At 35.7% G+C, this 19,569-nt stretch carries 20 protein-coding genes; 2 read left to right on the top strand and 18 right to left on the bottom strand.

The window, feature by feature from the left end; genetic code table 11:
* Window positions 1-23: 23 nt before the first annotated feature.
* The 7 genes from grpE to gpr form a co-directional block, all read right to left on the bottom strand.
* Window positions 24-635 carry a nucleotide exchange factor GrpE gene (gene grpE / locus HLX49_RS09115; RefSeq protein WP_077703503.1) on the bottom strand — a complete coding sequence of 204 codons (612 nt, stop codon included), beginning with the start codon at window positions 633-635 and terminating at the stop codon, window positions 24-26.
* Window positions 636-813: 178 nt separating this feature from the next.
* On the bottom strand, window positions 814-1,845 hold the full coding sequence (gene hrcA / locus HLX49_RS09110; protein ID WP_077703502.1) for a heat-inducible transcriptional repressor HrcA: 1,032 nt from the start codon (window positions 1,843-1,845) through the stop codon (window positions 814-816).
* A 293-nt stretch (window positions 1,846-2,138) separates the two neighbouring features.
* Window positions 2,139-3,287 carry a radical SAM family heme chaperone HemW gene (hemW, locus tag HLX49_RS09105; RefSeq protein WP_296361402.1) on the bottom strand — a complete coding sequence of 383 codons (1,149 nt, stop codon included), beginning with the start codon at window positions 3,285-3,287 and terminating at the stop codon, window positions 2,139-2,141.
* A 187-nt stretch (window positions 3,288-3,474) separates the two neighbouring features.
* Window positions 3,475-5,283 (bottom strand): translation elongation factor 4, encoded by a 1,809-nt coding sequence (gene lepA / locus HLX49_RS09100; protein ID WP_077703500.1) that lies wholly within the window; start codon window positions 5,281-5,283, stop codon window positions 3,475-3,477.
* Window positions 5,284-5,734: 451 nt separating this feature from the next.
* Window positions 5,735-6,046 carry a hypothetical protein gene (locus HLX49_RS09095; protein ID WP_077703499.1) on the bottom strand — a complete coding sequence of 104 codons (312 nt, stop codon included), beginning with the start codon at window positions 6,044-6,046 and terminating at the stop codon, window positions 5,735-5,737.
* Between the two features lie 13 nt (window positions 6,047-6,059).
* On the bottom strand, window positions 6,060-7,220 hold the full coding sequence (spoIIP, locus tag HLX49_RS09090; protein ID WP_296361398.1) for a stage II sporulation protein P: 1,161 nt from the start codon (window positions 7,218-7,220) through the stop codon (window positions 6,060-6,062).
* 404 nt (window positions 7,221-7,624) lie between these two features.
* Window positions 7,625-8,662, bottom strand: a complete 1,038-nt coding sequence (gene gpr, locus HLX49_RS09085; RefSeq protein ID WP_217697399.1) for a GPR endopeptidase — start codon at window positions 8,660-8,662, stop codon at window positions 7,625-7,627.
* Window positions 8,663-9,019: 357 nt separating this feature from the next.
* Between gpr and rpsT the strand changes: the two genes are divergently transcribed.
* Window positions 9,020-9,286, top strand: coding sequence for a 30S ribosomal protein S20 (gene rpsT, locus HLX49_RS09080; protein ID WP_077703497.1), 267 nt, complete (start codon window positions 9,020-9,022; stop codon window positions 9,284-9,286).
* A 155-nt stretch (window positions 9,287-9,441) separates the two neighbouring features.
* Here rpsT and holA read toward each other — a convergent pair whose 3' ends face one another.
* Complete coding sequence (gene holA, locus HLX49_RS09075; RefSeq protein WP_077703496.1) at window positions 9,442-10,467, bottom strand: DNA polymerase III subunit delta; 1,026 nt, start codon at window positions 10,465-10,467, stop codon at window positions 9,442-9,444.
* A gap of 522 nt (window positions 10,468-10,989) precedes the next feature.
* Here holA and HLX49_RS09070 point away from each other — a divergent pair.
* A complete protein-coding gene (locus HLX49_RS09070) occupies window positions 10,990-11,124 on the top strand; it encodes a YqzM family protein (protein ID WP_072740890.1) in 135 nt (44 codons plus the stop codon).
* Between the two features lie 212 nt (window positions 11,125-11,336).
* Here HLX49_RS09070 and HLX49_RS09065 read toward each other — a convergent pair whose 3' ends face one another.
* From HLX49_RS09065 to yqeH, 10 genes are all read right to left on the bottom strand, one after another.
* Entirely contained in the window at window positions 11,337-13,607 is a 2,271-nt protein-coding gene (locus HLX49_RS09065) for a DNA internalization-related competence protein ComEC/Rec2 (RefSeq protein WP_077703495.1), read from the bottom strand.
* Between the two features lie 2 nt (window positions 13,608-13,609).
* Entirely contained in the window at window positions 13,610-14,188 is a 579-nt protein-coding gene (locus HLX49_RS09060) for a ComE operon protein 2 (protein WP_077703494.1), read from the bottom strand.
* A 77-nt stretch (window positions 14,189-14,265) separates the two neighbouring features.
* Window positions 14,266-14,874 (bottom strand): ComEA family DNA-binding protein, encoded by a 609-nt coding sequence (locus HLX49_RS09055; protein ID WP_077703493.1) that lies wholly within the window; start codon window positions 14,872-14,874, stop codon window positions 14,266-14,268.
* A gap of 192 nt (window positions 14,875-15,066) precedes the next feature.
* The gene (locus tag HLX49_RS09050; RefSeq protein WP_077703492.1) at window positions 15,067-15,813 is read right to left on the bottom strand and encodes a class I SAM-dependent DNA methyltransferase; all 747 of its coding nucleotides are present in this window, start codon (window positions 15,811-15,813) and stop codon (window positions 15,067-15,069) included.
* Window positions 15,814-15,815: 2 nt separating this feature from the next.
* Complete coding sequence (gene rsfS / locus HLX49_RS09045) at window positions 15,816-16,172, bottom strand: ribosome silencing factor (protein WP_077703491.1); 357 nt, start codon at window positions 16,170-16,172, stop codon at window positions 15,816-15,818.
* Window positions 16,172-16,747, bottom strand: coding sequence for a bis(5'-nucleosyl)-tetraphosphatase (symmetrical) YqeK (gene yqeK / locus HLX49_RS09040; RefSeq protein ID WP_073004524.1), 576 nt, complete (start codon window positions 16,745-16,747; stop codon window positions 16,172-16,174). Before yqeK ends, rsfS begins: the two co-directional genes overlap by 1 nt.
* Window positions 16,737-17,303, bottom strand: coding sequence for a nicotinate-nucleotide adenylyltransferase (locus tag HLX49_RS09035; RefSeq protein WP_101933852.1), 567 nt, complete (start codon window positions 17,301-17,303; stop codon window positions 16,737-16,739). Before HLX49_RS09035 ends, yqeK begins: the two co-directional genes overlap by 11 nt.
* A gap of 11 nt (window positions 17,304-17,314) precedes the next feature.
* Window positions 17,315-17,605 (bottom strand): ribosome assembly RNA-binding protein YhbY, encoded by a 291-nt coding sequence (gene yhbY / locus HLX49_RS09030; protein ID WP_077703489.1) that lies wholly within the window; start codon window positions 17,603-17,605, stop codon window positions 17,315-17,317.
* Window position 17,606: 1 nt separating this feature from the next.
* Window positions 17,607-18,449, bottom strand: coding sequence for a shikimate dehydrogenase (aroE, locus tag HLX49_RS09025; RefSeq protein ID WP_414930278.1), 843 nt, complete (start codon window positions 18,447-18,449; stop codon window positions 17,607-17,609).
* A 13-nt stretch (window positions 18,450-18,462) separates the two neighbouring features.
* Complete coding sequence (gene yqeH / locus HLX49_RS09020; RefSeq protein ID WP_077703488.1) at window positions 18,463-19,563, bottom strand: ribosome biogenesis GTPase YqeH; 1,101 nt, start codon at window positions 19,561-19,563, stop codon at window positions 18,463-18,465.
* Window positions 19,564-19,569 lie beyond the last annotated feature (6 nt).

Raw genomic sequence — 19,569 nt, 5'->3', positions numbered from 1 at the left:
TTCCTCCTTAGCTAGCAAGACGATTATTTATTTACTTTTACCATTGCTGGTCGAATAACACGATCTTTTAATTTATAGCCTTTTTGCAATTCTTCTACAACGATATTTGATGGCTTATCTTCAGCTTCTATTTGCATAACAGCATGATGTACATTTGGATCAAATTCTTCCCCAACAGCTGTAATTTCTTCAGCGCCTTGTGAAGCTAGTGCATCTTTTATTTGCTTATAAACCATCGATATACCATCAATTATACTTGCAGTGTCTTCTGTTTTTTCAACTTGTAAGGCACGCTCGAAGTTATCTAAAGCAGGTAGTAATTCTTGAATTAAATCCTGTGATTGATATTTACGAGCTGCTTCACGCTCTTTGACCGTGCGCTTTTTGAAATTATCATATTCAGCTTGAACACGAAGTAACTTTTGATAAAGTTCCTCTTTTTCTGCTTGAAGTGCTTTTAATTTTGATTGTAGTTCTGCATCTGCGTCACTGTCATTCGCTTCGTCTGTATCATCTTTATCTAATACTTCTACAGATTCCACTGCTTCTTCTTCCACTACTTCTTCCTGTTTATCATCATTTTCAGTAGCGGTATTTGTATTTTTTTCCTGTTCCTCCACGCCTGACACCTCCATTTTAAACTAACCATCATACACTATAACACGTTCTAGACTTAGAACGAAACAATAGGGGCTCATTATTTTTTCTTTCCTGACGACGCTTTATTAGTACAACTTAGCTTATCACCAATGATTGATGGCGAAAAAACTGATACAAAGGACGCAGAGCCATCACAGCTTCCTAACGTGTAAGTTAATCTTCATCTTTATACCTCGTGTACAATACGTCTGTCATTTCATTCGAAAGGATACTTAATAATGAAATTACTTTGCGATATTCCATTCTCGTTGGCCCAAGTAATGCGATTGTCCCCATTTGCCCTTCTCCTAAATGATAAGCGGCCGTAATTAAACTTAAATCTTTTATCGCTGCAACATCATTTTCTTTTCCGATAGATACTTTAATGCCTTCGCTAGATTGCTTTAATAAATTCACTATCTCATCTTCATTTTCAATCATGGAGTAAAAAGCTCGTATCTTATCAACATCATTAAACTCTGGCTGCATTAACATATTAGATTTTCCGCCTATATATAATTTGACAGGATGATCTTGTAAGAATGCTCCCTTTAAATGTTGATAGGAGTTATTTAAATCGGAAACATACTTCTGCATCATCGCAGCAATTTCCGCATTAAATTTTTCAGCCAACTGCAAAATTGGAACACCATGCAACTGATCATTTAAAATATTTACCATTTTCTCTAGATCTGAACTATCTATTTCTTCTGGAATTGAAAATGCACGATGTTCTACATGACCTGTATTTGTAACGAGTATCGCTACGGCGGTATTGACTGACAAAGAAATAATTTGAATTTGTTTCAGTTTTGTTTCAAAGATTTCAGGCCCCAGTATGATGGAAGTATAGTTGGTCAACTTTGATAATACTTCTGCAGACATTTGTACAATTTGTTCAAATTCAAAAAAACCATCCTGAATCATGTGTTTAATTACATTGCCTTCTTGATGTAGGATATTTGGTGAAATGAGATGGTCCACATAATAACGATATCCTTTTTCAGAAGGAATGCGTCCTGATGAAGAATGAGTTTTCTCAAGAAATCCCAGATCTTCTAAATCTGCCATTTCATTACGAATGGTCGCAGCACTATATGGAATCACTTCTTTCTTGGCAATAGCACGTGAGCCAACTGGATGTGCCGACTCGATGAAATCATCAATTATGACTTGTAAAATTAATAACTGCCTTTCTGTTAACATGATGATCACCTCTGTTAGCACTCATTGCTTTCGAGTGCTAATGCTAATAATAAATTATCAAATCCACATTTTTTTGTCAATAAAATGGCATGAAAGGAATTAGAAATCTTTTTAATGAAGCAACCATGTTTAGATAGGAAATTATTCTCTTTCTACTACTCATACAAACAACAGTGCCAATATACAACGCATTATTTTAGCCATAACATATCTTCAACTTTGCTTCATCTTATCATTTTCATCATAAATAGCCTGTGTATATACATTTACTACACAGGCTATTTTGTATCTATTCAAATAACCAGATCGTCTAACAAAAATCTTTCAAATACTTCATTAGCTACTATTTTACCTTCTTCTGATAATGCTATTTGGTCTTCTCGCTCTAGTAACCATCCACGTTGTACAAGTTCTTCAATAGATGGACGATATATTTTATCCATAGATACACCAAATTTATCTGTAAACTGACGTTTGCTTACCCCTTCCATTCTACGTAGACCGAGAAACATTTCTTCTTCTATTTGCTCTTTTTTCCCAATTTTATCTACATGTAAAACAGGTTTCCCATCATTGTTAACTTGTTTAATGTAAGCCGGTAAAGGTCGAATATTACCATATCGCTTGCCAGGTAGATAACCGTATGCTCCTGCCCCAAACCCATAATAAAAGTTATTATTCCAATATGTCAAATTATGTTTGCTTTCAAAACCTTGTTTAGCAAAATTACTAATTTCATACTGGTATAAGCCGTTTTTCGCCGCAGTTGTTTTTAAAATATCATACATTTTTACCTCGTCTTCTTGAGGTGGTCGAGGGAGATTGCCTTTTTTATAACGCTGATAAAAAACCGTTTTAGGTTCAATTTGCAAAGCATATGTTGAAAGATGTGGCAAATCTAAGTTCATGGCCTTTGTTAATGAGTCTTTAAAATGGGCAACTGTTTGATTCGGAAGTGCATATATCAAGTCAGTACTGATGTTATGAATTCCATAATCTTGTAATAATGAGACGGTATCGTACACATCTTTTACAGTGTGAATTCTTCCAAGTGTCTTTAACATCTCATTATCAAACACTTGGACACCAAGTGAAACTCGATTCACCCCATAGGTACTTAGCAAAGCAACCTTCTCCTTGCTGAAATCTCCAGGGTTTGCTTCAATGGTAAATTCTTCACATTCATGAAGATCGAATGTTTCTGCAATATGACGGAGAACAGCCTCTAACTGTGGAACGGTTAAAGCAGTAGGCGTTCCACCTCCGATAAAAATCGTCTTTACTTTCTTTTCTTTTTCAACGTAGGTAGACATTTCTTTTTTTAACGCATCAACATAATCATTTGCCAATTGTTCATTATAAAAAAACTTCGTAAAATCACAGTAATGACATATTTGTTGGCAAAATGGGATATGGATATAGACAGAATGTATTGGTATCATAAAATGCTCCTTCTTTAAAATCAAAATAGCATTGCTTACATGAAAATTGAGCTAAATACGCGTTACTATGATTTTATTTCTAACATAGTGCGAATTCTTCAATCGAACTAGCAATAAAAACGATAAAAAACGTTCTACCGCCAACGCTTCACAATAATTACAATACAGCAGTAGAACGTAAATTTATTTAATTATCATCCATTTCCAAAACAGCCATAAATGCTTCTTGAGGTACTTCAACAGAACCAACCATCTTCATCCGTCTTTTTCCTTCTTTTTGTTTCTCCAATAGTTTCCTCTTTCTGGAAATATCCCCGCCATAACACTTGGATAAGACATTTTTCCGCATTGCTTTAATGGTAGATCTAGCAATGATTTTGTTACCAATTGCCGCTTGTACCGGGACTTCAAATTGCTGTCTAGGGATAAGATCTTTTAATTTGTCTACAATATGCTTACCGCGTTCATAAGCAAAGTCCCTGTGAACAATAAACGATAGTGCATCAATCGTATCCCCATTTAATAAAATATCCATTTTAACTAGCTTGGATGCCTGATAACCAATTAAGTCATAATCAAATGAAGCATAGCCTTTCGTTTGCGATTTTAATTGGTCAAAGAAATCATACACAATCTCTGATAACGGAATATGGTAAATAACATTAACACGAATATCATCTAAATATTCCATATCCATAAATTGACCGCGCTTTTTTTGAGCAATTTCCATAACAGAACCGACATATTCGTTTGGAACCATTATCGTTGCTTTCACATATGGCTCTCTTACTTCTTTAATTTGTTGTGGGTCCGGCATAAACGCTGGATTATCAACGTTAATTGTTGTCCCATCCGTTTGCTCCACTTCATAAATAACACTTGGAGCCGTAGTAATTAGACTAATGTTAAATTCTCTTTCAATGCGCTCTTGAATGATTTCCATATGCAATAGCCCTAAAAATCCGCAACGAAAACCAAAACCTAGTGCTTGCGATGTTTCAGCTTCATATTGCAGGGACGAGTCGTTTAATTCTAAACGTTCTAACGCTTCTCGTAAGTCATTATAGTTCTTGGAATCTACAGGGTACAATCCACAAAAGACCATTGGATTTAAGCGTTTATATCCAGGCAATGGTTCTTTAGCTGGGCGATCTACTAATGTAACCGTATCACCAACTCGTGAATCCCCTACATTTTTTATGGAAGCAGTTAAGTATCCTACATCTCCAACAATCAATTCGTCTTTATTTACTGGTTTTGGTCTAAAAACACCTAATTCATTCACTTCGAATTCCTTTCCAGTGGCCATCATCTTGATTTTATCGCCAACCTTCAAAGAGCCTTCTTTAATACAAACATACGCTATAACTCCCCGATACGGGTCATACATAGAATCAAAAATCAATGCTTTAAGTGGTTCTTCTGGATCGCCTTCAGGTGCAGGGATTGCCTCAATAACACGTTCTAAAATTTCATCAATTCCTATATTCGCTTTCGCAGAAGCTAAAATAACATCATCTTTATCAATACCTATAACATCTTCAAGCTCTTGTTTCACCCTTTCTGGATCTGCGCTTGGTAAATCAATTTTATTAATTACGGGTATGATTTCCAAATCGTTATCCAACGCCAAATATACGTTAGCTAGTGTTTGTGCTTCAATTCCTTGCGCTGCATCCACAACTAGAATAGCACCTTCACAAGCAGCAAGACTTCTGGATACTTCATATGTAAAATCAACATGACCAGGTGTGTCAATTAAATGAAAAAGGTATTCTTCTCCAGCATTACTTTGATAATTCAGTTGTACAGCATTTAATTTAATGGTAATACCACGTTCTCTCTCTAAATCCATTGCATCTAAAAGCTGATCTTTCATTTCTCGTTGCGTAATAGCTTTTGTACGCTCTAAAATACGGTCAGCTAACGTTGACTTTCCATGGTCAATATGAGCGATAATTGAAAAATTACGCACATTTCTTTGAATTTCTGCCATTAATGATGTTCACTCCTACTTTTTCTACCAGCCTCTTTACTTGTAGAAAACCTTAATTATCGACGAGAATGACTAGGTTAGATTATAGCAATAGAAACAATGATATTCAAGAACAATGATGTGCTTAAGCTATTAACTAATTACCAAAGGTCCTCCCAATTTTGCAACTCTTACAAAATAAACCATATTTTTTAGATGTAATAATAAACATAGCTTTTTACTAGTTCAAAAAGGAACACCTTATTTCTATTTCACTTCGAGTAAAAAATGCCAGGATATTCCCTTTTCCGAAGTATTTGTATTCAAAACGAAGCTTATCGCCAAGTCTTTATGGCAAAAGTCTCCGTTTTGTTTTACAATAAACCGTAAAATTCTACAAAAAATGTAACAACTGATTGCGTCCCCCATTTAATTGTAGTAGTTATAATAGCAACATACTTTCCTAGTAGTGCTAAAAAAACAACTCTGCTATTTGATACAATATTGTTACTACTGCTTCAAAAAAGCCAGTAATACTAGCTTCTAAAACAGAAGCCGTTTTTTCGGTAGATGGCGCTGGCACATCAGGTTGGACTTGTTGCTCAGGATTTCTTTCCGCAACTGACTTTATATCTTTTTCATTATCTAGTTCATCTGAACCTATTACATCCTGCGCCTGAAAAATAGAATCTGCTTTTTCCTGATCAACCCCATTATTCCCGTAAACAACACCTGCTAAAAAGCAAACTGCTAATAAAAGTAGTACAATAATAGCACGAGCCATTTTTTCACACCTCCTAGGATGAAGTATCTACCTTCTCTGCGTCCCAAAACATTTCACTAAATACATCGGCGAGTGCATCAGCTGAACGATAAAGCTCGCCCAAGTTATTCTCAACGCCACCAAATTCAAATAATAGTGCATTATTCGATAAATCCTGATTGAAAACCCCATTTGTACCTGCACCCTTCTTGGTATACACTCCTCTGCTTAACCCTGGGTAACGTTCTTCTAATAAATAGTGTAACTTTGTTGCTAGCTTCTGATTTTTTTCATAATCAGCATGTTCTGCGCCAATTACTATCATAAGACGGGCATAAGGTTTTCCATTTATTTTTGCAGTCGTTTTATCTCTACCAATGGAATCCCGATGTAAATCAAATGCATATTGAATGTCCTTATTATTTGCTATTGCTTCCTCTACAACTTGTCTAGAGGCTTGATACGATTTTCCGTAACCCCACCCTTTTTCGTTTAATTCATTCATAATGTCCTTGTTTTCGACTATCGTCCCAATGCCGTTTTCTTCTAGTGATTTTGCTAGGTAATTGCTCACTTTTGTTATATTTACTTCTTTATGGTGTGCTTCATTTGGATCTTCCACACCAGGTAAATGCGGTAAAAACGATTCCCTGTTATGTGAATTGTATACGTAAACCACTTGTCTATCCCCAGTTGACGGTGTAGCTTCACTACGCTCTTGATTTTTTTTCGCTTCTTCCTTTTCCTCTTCTTCACTACCCTCTATGGCTTGCCTTTCTTTTAAAACTTCTTTCAAAGGAGGCGATGATTCTATAGGGAAATTTGTAAAGTCAGTCCCTTGACCAGCTACAACCATTCGATTATCAAAATGAGAAAAACCCGGTACTTCATTTCTTAATAGACTTCTCGGATCATTCGGCTTTAAACTAGTCACCATTTGAAATAAGGTATTGATTACATCAGGCTCCCCTTTCCCAGCAGGAAAACCTTCATCAAATGCACGATTTTCTTTGCTCAGTAAATAATAAAAGAAAGAGCTATCTAAATCACTTGTCCATTCTGTTATCATTTCTGATGATAACCTGTAAGCGGGTTTTATCGCTGTCATCGCTGCAATAAATAAAAATAGAAATATAAAGCCAATAATATACACACTACTCTTAGGCAAAAAAACACGTATAGCCTTTGCTCTCATGCTTTCATCCTTTCTTTTACATGCTATCTATGTTAACAAGTATACGCAGCCCTTTTTAATAGATGGATCTCTTAAACTATTAAATCTTCTAATTTACTCTATGTTGGGTTTTCAAAAACTAGAACCATCAATTCCACTTCTATAAAGTAAATCTTTTATAAGTTGAGATTTACTCTCTAACAGTTTGTTACGTAGACTTGGCACTAATTAAAAATAGTATGTATACTCTTTTTCTACATACTAGAAAGAAAATCTCAATAAGGCATGGTTTCTTACAACAAAAGCAATCCGAACTTTAATGTTATTAAAGTTCGGATCTACTATCTCTATGCTTATTACATCGAATATTATTCATTAGAATTATCTCAATGTATTTCAACTAACCATTTCATTTATTCGCTTTCCTATCTGCTATAAGCACTAACATTATCTACGTCGATCTTCTCATGAAGTGCTGCGTTTATTCCATTAGCAAGAACAGTTGCCATATCCTTCATAAACCCATCTACTTCTTTGGGTGTAACCATTAAATTATGCCCTAAAGGAGTAAGCACCTCTGAGATAAACTGTCTTTTTTCTTCATTTTCAAGACCACCTACTACTCCAAGAAATGTCTCACGCTTTTCTTTTTCCGGCATATCATCATCACTTAAACTACGGTCGCCAAATGCTAGACCAGCCGGAGTTAAAGCTTTTGAAGGTGCATCTTTTTCTCGCCATTCCCTACCAAAATGTTTTAAGATAAAATCGATCGTATCACTGGCAATCGTTACTGCATCAACGACAGTAGGAACGCCGATTGCCATAACAGGTATTCCTAATGTTTCATAGCTAATTTCTTTACGCTTATTTCCTACACCGGATCCTGGGTGTATGCCTGTATTAGACAATTGAATGGTCTCATTCACCCTTTCTATCGATCGTGAAGCGAGTGCATCCACACAAATAACAAAATCTGGTTCAAACTTTTCCACAATACCGAAAATAATATTGCTTGTTTCAATTCCTGTTACTCCCATAACCCCTGGTGTAACTGCTGCCGTTGATCGATACCCACTTGAAACTGTCTCGTGCTCTAGACGAAACAAATGACTTGTAACCAAAACCTTCTCTACTGTCATTGGACCAAGTGCATCAGGAGTTACATTCCAATTACCTAGACCAACAATAAGTCCTTTAGCATCTGGGGAAATTCCATTTGCACTTAGAAGTTCCTCTAGTTCCTCTGCTAAAACTTGAGCTGCCAAGTGTTGCCTATCTGTATCTTGACGTTTTACCCCATCTGCATAAATCGTAATATACGTTCCAGGTTTTTTTTGCAGCATTTTAGCACCCGTTTGATCAATATTTACGTAAGAAACTTTTACACCATCTTTCTCTTTTTCTTTAATATTCACACCTTTTAATGACTTTTCCGTTTGCTCTCGCTTCTCTACATACATATCTTTTGCTTCTACTGCTAAATCTGTCCTTACTTGGTAAGGTACTATGTGCTTATTCCGTTGCCCCAAGACAATCACCCTTTATCCATTTTTGTTTTTAGTGTAAACAATAAGATAAAACTCATACATGCAGCAATATCATAATAAATTAGGTAAATTGACTAAGAAAATGAAAAAAACAGCACTTTTTAAACAATAAAATCGTACTCAAGTGTAGAGGTTACTTGAAAACATGCGCTTGCTTTGGTAAAATGACTTTTGTCGATAGACAAAAACATAGAGTCACATAACGATTTGTTTTTGGATTATAAACCCGAGATATAATCGATGAAGGTGAAGTTTTAGGAGGTGAAGTCAATGGCAAACATTAAATCTGCAATTAAACGTGTTGATACAAATAGAAAAAAGCGTTCAAATAATAATACACAAAAATCAGCTATGCGTTCTCATATCAAACATGTTGAAAAGTTAATTGAAGCAAAAGATAAAGAAAATGCAAGCATCGCTTACAACGTAGCTAAAAAAGCAATTGATAAAGCTGTACAAAAAGGCGTCGTTCATCAAAATTTCGGAAACCGTCAAAAATCACGGCTAGCTAACAAAATTAACCAGCTTGGCGCATAACAAAAAAACGATCCGCTATGGATCGTTTTTAATTTACACTATAAGAAAGTATAAAATTTTATGGATTACAGTAAAAGCAAAACTACAGCTATTGCCTTAACAACTTAGCGATAGCCAAGTTGTTCTAAGCTATATACCCTATTATTACGATGTTTTTAAGCACCATTTCGTTTCACTAATTGATATAAAAGCATTTCAAATGCTACATCTTTTTCCATACCACCCTGCTTCATTACACTATCCGCTTCTGCAAGCTGGTTCATAAAATAGTGTAGCGCTCTTACTGTGAATTTTGCTTCACGTTCTAAAGCTAATTTAATTACATATGGATGGGCACCAAGTTGTTTTACCATCTGGCCCTGCGTATAGCCTTTCTGTTTTAAAAGCTTCACTCTTAACAAGATGCGAAACTGAAATGCGAGCAAACCTACCAAAGCGATTGGTTCTTCTTTTTGCTTTTCTAAATCTTTATAGATTTCAATTGCCTGAGCTAAATCCCGTTTCATAACTGCATCCGCCAATCGAAGCGATGAGCTTGTAGCAGTATGAGACAATAATTGATTAGCAATTTCTTTGGTCACCAGCCCGCCTTCTCCGACATACAAAGAAAATTTATGTAATTCGCTTTCCAAAAGATGAAGATTGGTTGAAATTTCTGATTCGAGCATATCATATACTTCGTCTGTTATCTCAATTTTCAGTTGATCTGCCAGTTGTTTCATCCATTTTCGTAATTCATACTCTTTTACTTCTCTACAATGAGCAACTGTTGCCTGCTTTTTTAATAATTTTGTTATTTTTTTCCTTTCATCTAACTTCTCATATGGAGCAATAATTAGTAAAATAGAATAATCTACAGGATTTGATAAGTACGTTTCCAGAATTTCCAACTGATGTTCCACTGCATTTTTTCCTTGTTTTGCTGTTAAAAATGAAGCGTTGTTCGCAATAATTAATTTGCGTTCACCAAAAAAGGGAAAGGTTTCCACATCAGAAATCACATCTTCAATAGGAGTTTCATCTAAATCATACACGGTTAAATTATCTATATCATCGTTAATTGTAACTCGTTTTAATTTATTTTTTAATTGTTGTATAAAAAAGGATTCAGTTCCATAAAATAAATATAGAGGTGCTAGCTGTTTCTTATTTAATTGTTTGACTACTTCTATGTAATCCATATTTTCACTCCATCTTTTAAACCTATCTTACACCATGGTAAATCGTCTGAGTGAGAATGGCAAGACTAAACATAGAAAAGCGCTATTCGTGAAACCACATACTAGCACAAACTATAGCGATTTTTTTCGTTTGCATACTTTACAACAATAAGGATTCTCTTCTTCCACATTCATTACTAGCACAAGCCGTAATTACGGCAAAACTCAAATCTCATCTGACTTTTCCAACTTGTTTAAACGTTCCGATATCAGCTTATGTGGAGCATAAAAAACAACAGAGAGGGATGCTTACAAATAAACAAAGGCATTCCCTCCCTAATCTATATAAACGCTTAGCGAAAAGCCCTAGGAACTATTCACTAAACGATATTTGACTTATTTCTATCATGTCCTTTCTGTTATAAATTATGGATGTTAAGTCTTTCTAGTTTTGGTATGAAAACGTTTATATGGTACAATAAATGAAAACTGGATTTTTTAAATGATTTGGCTTATACTATTGGTGATATGGGAGGGGTTAACATGAACGAATTTGAAAAAGACATTCAGTCTAAAACAAATGACGTCGTTGATAACATTAAAGGCTTTACATTTTCATTTGTATTCTTTTTGTTAATTTTTGCAATCGGGGTAACCATTAGTGTGCTTGGATCTTAATGTAATAAGTAGCTTACATAAAGAGAGACTGTTTACAGTCTCTTTTTTATTTTACTATAGGAGAGTGGTTTATCATACAGCATGCTAACAATACATTTATGTGCTTCTAACCAAACGCTTTTGCTAACCTAATAAAGTATATGCTATTGCATGTTATTTCGTTCTTCATACCTAATATGTTGATGGAAGATATTGTTACTTCAAGGTTTACGTTATTTTCTAATCATAAAATAACTTTCCTTCCCTTTGAATCGATATTGAACAGCGCCATGTAAATCTGTCCGCAATATTGTTACTCCTTGTTCTTTAAGTCTTTGCATCACGTCTTGATGAGGATGTCCGTAAAGATTGTCCCTTCCTACAGAAATCAAAGCAATCTCTGGTGAAAGTTGTGAAAGAAATTGTTTATCCGTGGAAGAGTCACTGCCATGATGAGCAATTTTTAAAACATCTACAGACAAATTTGGATATTGTTTCACTAACTTCTTTTCTTCTTTTTTTGAAATATCACCAGTAAATAACCATTCTCTTCCTCCCAACGTTGTATGCAATACAATGGAGTTTCCATTTGTATCATTGTTATCTTGAATTGGAGCCAGAACATTAAACAAATGATCAGCGATAGTCACTTTTGAATTTCCTTTTATAGTGGCTAAGTCCACTTCCTCTGTGAGTTGCAGCAGGTACAACCCCTTTGTACTAAAAAAAGGACTGACTACAACCGTATTTACTGCAAAATCTTCCAGTAGGTAAGACACACTTCCAATATGATCTGTATCATCGTGGGTTAAGATGATAGCATCTAATTGCTGAATTCCTCGAGAATATAAATATGGCTTTATAATCTGATCATGTACCCGATCAGAAGGTGCTTGTTCTTGAAATGAAAAAGACGATCCCGCATCAATAAATATCGTTCCTTTACGATAAGGCAATTCAACAACAAATGCATCACCTTGCCCAATATCTAGCATCGTAACTGTCCCATATGGTGATAAATAAGGACGTAAACCATTTAGCGTTAATACCAAAACAAGCATTACCGCAAAACTAAAAGCTTGTTTTAATTTTCCTTTCTCCCATAATTGCATAAAACGAAATAGCAAGACGTAATAGGTAAGCACTATTATCCAAGGTAATGGACCGCTCACCATAGGATAATATACATATTCATCAAACCAATAAACTATTTGCATCGCTAATTCGTGAATGTTTAAAAACCAAGTATCCAACAAAGAAATCCAAGGGAAAGGTAGCAAAATAAGCATAAAAAACATGATAGGGATTACAAAAGCGGAGTAATACGGAACCATAAGCAAATTAACAAATACGGAAGCAGGCTGAAATAAAGAGAAGTAATAAAATTGAATTGGTAAAATGGCAATTTGAGCAATAAAGCTAATATATAACACTTGAGCAAAGCGGCTCTTCGACTGTAACAATATTTGTTTGGACAATAGCAAAGCAAACGTTACTGCAAAGGAGAGCTGAAAGCCAACTTGATACATCATATATTTATCTGTAACAAGCAAAAACAAAAATATCAAACTTAAAACATCTGTAACATTCCATTTCCAGCCTGTTTTATGTAGGATAATACCCATGCAAGCCATTAAGCTCGCCCGTAAAACGGAAGGCGCTCCACCAGCAAGAATAGCATACAAAGGTAAAAATACAAGGATAACCCACTGCGCCCACTCCTTCGTGAGTAGGTTTAATTTAATTAACAAAAAATATACTAGCCCAACTACAATCCCCACATGTAAACCAGAAATGGCAAGTAAGTGACTCATCCCCCAACGTTCAAACAATTCTACGGTGTCTTCACTTACATAGGAATCATCTCCAAGCACAAGTGCTCGCATCCAACCAGCTGTTTCATTGGTTAAACGCCTATCTATATATCCCAGTACTTTATGTCTAACTCCTTTAAGTTCCTGCATTAAACCTGTTTTACTTATACATTTTAATGAATCGATGTCGGTTAATATTGCTTCAAACTTTATTTCTTGTGATAATAAATACATACGATAGTCAAATTGTCCCGGATTTGTAGCAGCGTCCGGTACGTTCCATTCTGCAGTAAATGAACATGCAGAGCCATACCGTATAGCTTCGTTATAATCGATCTCCTCGTCTGAAAAGTAGGCGACTGCGATTTTTTCATCTGTTTGTTTATTAAGGATCGTAAAAGTAAGGCGAGAAGGAGACTTTTCAACAGAACTTATAATCGTGCCAGATATTGTTGTTGGACCATTAGGAGGAGAGATATTGTTATGATTAGGGAGTTCTGGAAGATAAAAGTGGAAAAAGAGAAGAGATAGAATGGATAGCATCACAGAGAGGATGGCTATCCGCTTCTTGTAGAATAAATAACTTATCCATACCATAAATAGAATAAAAGCAAGACTGTGCAAATTCGTTAACTTGGCCAGCATACTTACCAAAGCAGCAGATGCAATAAAATGCCAATACCCACTCACATTTAATCTCCTTGCACATCTAAATGAAACAGACGCACAGCATCTTCTTTTAAGTTTCTTAACTCATCAGCTTCTAGCACTCCTTTTTCCATTTTTTGAAGGAGTTGTTTTACAAATACTTGTTTTTCCATGTAATTCGTATCAACCTTAACATCATCAAGTTCTACTTTTTTTGTTTTTATGCCCGCTTCCGAAAATAGAGAAACAGCGTATGGATGATTATGATAATCCTTTGCATAAATTACTGTTTGTATACCTGCTTGTATTAACTGTTTACAGCATTGTAAGCACGGAAAATGAGTGACATAAATATCAGCACCATCTGTAGGAACGCCAAACTTTGCGCATTGTAGTAATGCATTTGCTTCAGCATGAATCGTTCTCACACAATGTCCATCAATTACGTAACAGCCGTCATCAATACAATGGACACTCCCTGACACACTGCCATTATAACCGCCAGCTATTATTCGTTTATCTCTTACAATTGTGGCACCGACCATAAGTCTTGTACACGTACTACGAAGAGCCAATAAATGGCTTTGTGCCATAAAATATTGGTCCCATGAAATGCGTTCCATTCCTATCTCCCCTTTATTTTCTGTTTTAATAAATTTCTACTAAATGCTAATTTAGCATAGGATTATTTTCATAGTTGCTATGGTACTTGAATATCATCTTCAAGTGACTCTAATGTTTTCTCGCCAATCCCAGAAACTTCTAATAAATCTTCAATTTGTTGAAAATGACCATTTTCGTCTCGGTATTGCACAATTGCTTCTGCTTTTGCTGGCCCAATTCCATTTAAGGCTTCAATCTCCTCAACAGTAGCTTGATTAATTCTAATTTTAGAAGTATCCGTATGTTGCCTATTTGTTAAAGCTGGTGTTCCATTGTCGCCAACGGGCAATACATCAATAACCATTTCATCATGAACTTTTTGGGCTAAATTCACAAGAGACTCATTTGCATTGTTTGTAAATCCGCCTGCAGTTTCAATAGCATCAATGACACGTTCTTCCGCATCCATCTCATAAACTCCCGGGTTCTTTACTTCTCCCTTAATATCAACATATATGGAAGAAGTAACACCTTTCTCTTGCTCCGTAGATGAAGCGAGACTAGGATCTATTGGTTGATCATTCACATCAACCTTCCTTTCCGCTTCATCCTCATCTTTTTCGCCACTCGTTATTAGGAGAACCACAATGATTGCTATAGGAATAGCAATGATAAAAAGAATACGTTTTACTTTATTTGTGTACAAGGGGAATCACTCCTTTTTCTTGCACTTAAGCATAAAATCTCAGCGTTTTTTAGCATAAGCTAAACCATGGCTTTTTTCGCTATAGAGATTTGGCAATAAGCAATTTTTTATAAAAAACTAGAGCAAATAGCTGCTGTATAATTTACTTCCACAGCAGCTATAAAAACTCCTCTTTGCTTAAAAAAAGCATTTTCATTTACTCTTCTCAGCAAAAAAGAAAATTCGAGCTGTGTTTTCATCAACACTATTAGCTTTTATAGAAAAATCCCCATACACTTTTATATTTTGGAAGCCTTTTTGCTGTAATAATTTTTTATAAAAATCTACAGAAAAAGTACGTTGATGATGAACTTCATCAAATCGGGAGTAAGTACCCTTTTCGTTTTTTGAAAAAAAAGTTAGCTCATGATACATCTCACCAATGTGTTCCCCCGCTAAACAAAACCAGATATAACTAGCTTCTTCAGTAACATCAGCAAACGTTTCGTTCATATAGTTTTCCATGACAAACGATAATGCGTGGACATCAAATAAAAAAACTCCTTTTTCACTAAGCGCATCATAAATATTCTGAAACGTGTGTGCTAACTCCTGTTCAGTTGTTATATAGTTAATTACATCACAAAAACTAACAACGGCATCGAGACCAGTTATGCCGTTTAGTGACCTTACATCTTGACAAACCCATTGAATAGATGTGCCCGTATCTCTACACTTTCTTTCTGCCTTTGACAACATATCTACTGCGTAGTCCACCCCAACTACATGCGGATAAACTTGCGCAAGTCGCCGAGTAATCTCCCCTGTACCGCAACCTACATCTGCTATACATTGAATTTCTCTTCCCTCTAAGAGTTGCTCTGTCAATTGCAACCATTTATCATATGGAGCGTTTACCATAAATAGGTCATAGATGTCAGCCATTCTTTCATACACCATCTCTATTCATCCTGATCCATTTCAATGGAATATGTTACAGCATCCCCCCACAGGCGCTCCAAATTGTAGTAGCTTCTTTCATCTTTATGAAAAACATGACAAACTACGTCACCTACATCTACAAGAATCCACCTAGCTTGTTCAAATCCTTCCAGCCGGTAAACAGGGATATTATGTTCTTCCATTTTTTCTTTAATTCCCCTCGCAATTGCTTGCACTTGCCGTTCGTTATTCCCATGACAGATTAAAAAATAATCTGCTATTAAAGAAACACCGTTCATATCCAATGCTATAATATTTTCTGCTCGCTTATCGTCACATGCGTGCGCTGCTAATTGTACAACTCGTTCATTTTGCATTAAACAATACCTCCATAACCCAATCTCGTTAAGTAATTATACGCATAAAATGTATCTGGATATACTGTAGCTCCTTTTCCAACTAGAAAATGAATTGTATTGGATAAGGCCATCCAGCATGCTTGTTGTAGATTATTTTCTGCTACTTTCCTCACTTCATTCACTCCTGGAAAGCTTCTTCCTGGTTCTATGTAATCCGCTAAAAAAATAATCATTTCAAACTTGTTCATATTTGCCGCTCCAGTAGTATGATACCTTATGGCTCCTTGTATTACTTTATCCTTTATGCCAAGCTCTTTTTCAATTAAAAGTGCACCAACTGGTCCATGCCAAAGCTCATGATGAAATGCAAGCAAATCTTTCGGTAATGTAGATGACTTAATCCAGCGTGCTAATTCTTCTTGAGGGCGGTACTTTGCATAATCATGCAATACACCTGCTAACTCCAACTTACGTACATCTTCACCAGATCGATCCGCTAACATTTTAGCTGTTTCAGCAACTCGTAAGGAATGTTCATATCGTTCTTTTGTTAAGTGGGGTTTTACTTTCTCTTTCGCTAATTCAATGTCCATATAAATGATGCTCCTTTATATACTGATGAACAGAATGTGGCAACCAATATTGTACGGAAGTTCCTTCTAAACACCTTTTACGTAGAACAGTTGAAGAAATTTCTATTAAAGGAATATCTACGATAAAAACAGGAAACGCACTTTCGGTTGAAAAATTAGAGCGTTTAACTCCAACAAAAGTTACCAGATTTTTTAATTCCTCTATTTGATACCAATTAGGTAAATATTCAACCATATCTCCACCAATAATAAAATAAAATTTCTTATCAGAGTGGCGTTTTCTTAGCTCTTTTATCGTATCAATGGTATAAGATTTCCCAGTCCGGTCTAACTCAATTGTATCCACTTTAAAATAAGGATTGCCTTGTATAGCAAGTCTAATCATTTTCAGTCGATGTTCTGGCTTCGTTTTTACATTGCTTTTATGAGGTGGCGTATAAGAAGGGATAAACCAAACCTCCTCTAAATCTAAAGCGAGGCGCACCTCTTCTGCAATGATTAAATGACCAATATGAGGTGGATCAAATGTACCTCCTAATAATCCTATGCGTTTCATAATCTCATCCTTTATGGTAATACAATGTGCTTGTTTTCTGTTGACTCTTTATAAAGGACAATATTATTTCCAATAATTTGCACAACCTCAGCACCTGTTCCTTCCGCTAATTGTTCAGAAACAACTGTTTTGTCCTCTAAACAGTTTTGTAAAATACTTACTTTCAATAGTTCCCTTTTTTCTAAAGCATCTGTAATTTGTGTAACCATATTTTCATTTACGCCTGTCTTACCAACCTGAAAAATAGGTTTTATTTGATTTGCTCTTGCTCGTAAGAATCGTTTCTGTTTTCCAGTTAGCATGTTATCTTCCTTTCAAAATCTGTTTTAATTCTTCATCCATTTGCCCTATATTTGGTTTTCGACCTGTCCATAATTCAAAAGCATATTGCGCTTGGTAGAGAAGCATTGTGTGTCCATAGTGAATTTGTGCACCACTTTGTTCTGCTTTCTGTAAAAAATTCGTTCTGATCGGTTGATATACGATATCACTGTAAATTGGTACAGGCGAAAAGTTTGTATCATCTGATAAAACAGATTGATCAACATGCGGTTTCATTCCTACAGAAGTTGTTTGAATGACAATATCATAGTCATGCAAACGCTGTTCCACATCCTCAAAGGAATATGCTTGTGACTGATGTTTGTGTCGCCCACAAATCATTACCGCTTTTTCTTTCGTTCGATTAGCTATATCTATTCTTTTAAAACCCACCTCTTCAAGCGCTGCAAAAATCCCTTTAGCAGCACCACCAGCACCAAGAATAAGCGCTCGTTTAGTGGCTTTTTGCAATAAGTTAGGAAACTTGGAATTTAAAGAACGAACATACCCCTTGCCGTCCGTATTATAACCAATCCACTTACCATTCCTATTCACCACCGTATTGACTGCTCCAATTTTTAAAGCTACAGGATCAATATCATCTAAATAAGAGATAATTTTCTCCTTGTATGGTACTGTTATATTAAAACCGTCTACACTAGACGATTGAAGCTGTCCCATAAATGCCTCAAAAGAATCTTCTGGAGTTACTTCATAGATACAGTAATCCCCTTCCACTCCCGTTGTTTTCATAAATTGCTCATGAATCCATGGCGATTGCGAGTGTTTAATAGGATAACCAATTAACCCAAACATGTATGCCACAACCTATCCCCCCCTAGTTGAATGATTGCCTAATAGAAACAGCAACACCTTTTGGTCGATGCGCAGTTACTGTAGCACCATCACCTAAGATGCTGACCCAGCCTAAACCAGGAAAAACAATATCATACTTTCCCGGATCTATTCGAAATGTGTCCGAAATCATAGGTGGTATTTGATCGATGGACTCCATGGATGGAGGCGTCAATAGTTCACCGAGATGATTTTCAAATAGTTCATCTGCTTTTTCTAATTTTGTACGATGTATCGAAACTTGATTAGAAAAATAACAGACAAAGGACTGTTTGTCTCCTTTTATAAAATCTAATCGAGCTAATCCGCCAAAAAACAAAGTTTGTCCATCATTTAATTGGTAAACTCTAGGTTTTATCTCTTTGTTTGGTGTAATCAGCTTTAAGTCTTTACCAGAAATATAATGAGCTATTTGCTCTTTATTTACAATACCTGGTGTATCGATGAGAGCTGAATGGTTATCTAAAGGAATTTCAATAAAACCCAATGTCGTTCCTGGAAAATAAGAAGTAGTAATCACGTCACGATAGCCTGTCGATTCTTTAATTAATCGGTTAATAAACGTTGACTTTCCAACATTTGTTGTGCCCACAATATAAACGTTATCACCATTTCTATATTGCTCCATTGTCTCTGCAAGTTCACTTATCCCGTGCCCTTTTGCTGAGGAGATTAAACAAGCATCGGCTACATTTACCCCCACTTGTTTAGCTTGCGCGCGTAACCACTGTAGTAACTTCCTTGTATTAACTGATTTAGGAAGCAAATCGATTTTATTACCTACTAACAAAATGGATTTATTTCCAACTATTCTCGGTAAAGCTTTAATTAAACTTCCAGCAACATCAAAGATATCGACCACATGTACTACTAACCCAGATGTATCCCTAATAGAACTTACCATTTTAAAAAAATCAGCATCGGTAATTGCAACATCTTGAATTTCATTATAGTGCTTTAAACGAAAGCACCTTTGACATAGAATATTTTCCTTTATCAAGGATGAGGCAGGAGTGTACCCTGGTTGGTTCTTTTCTGTTGTTTGAATGCGTATACCACAACCTTGACAATATATTGTTTCCATCGTTGC

It is taken from the genome of Virgibacillus sp., assembly GCF_013393565.1.
GTDB classification, from domain to species: domain Bacteria; phylum Bacillota; class Bacilli; order Bacillales; family Amphibacillaceae; genus Virgibacillus; species Virgibacillus dokdonensis.
This window is presented reverse-complemented; position numbering and strand designations above follow the sequence as displayed.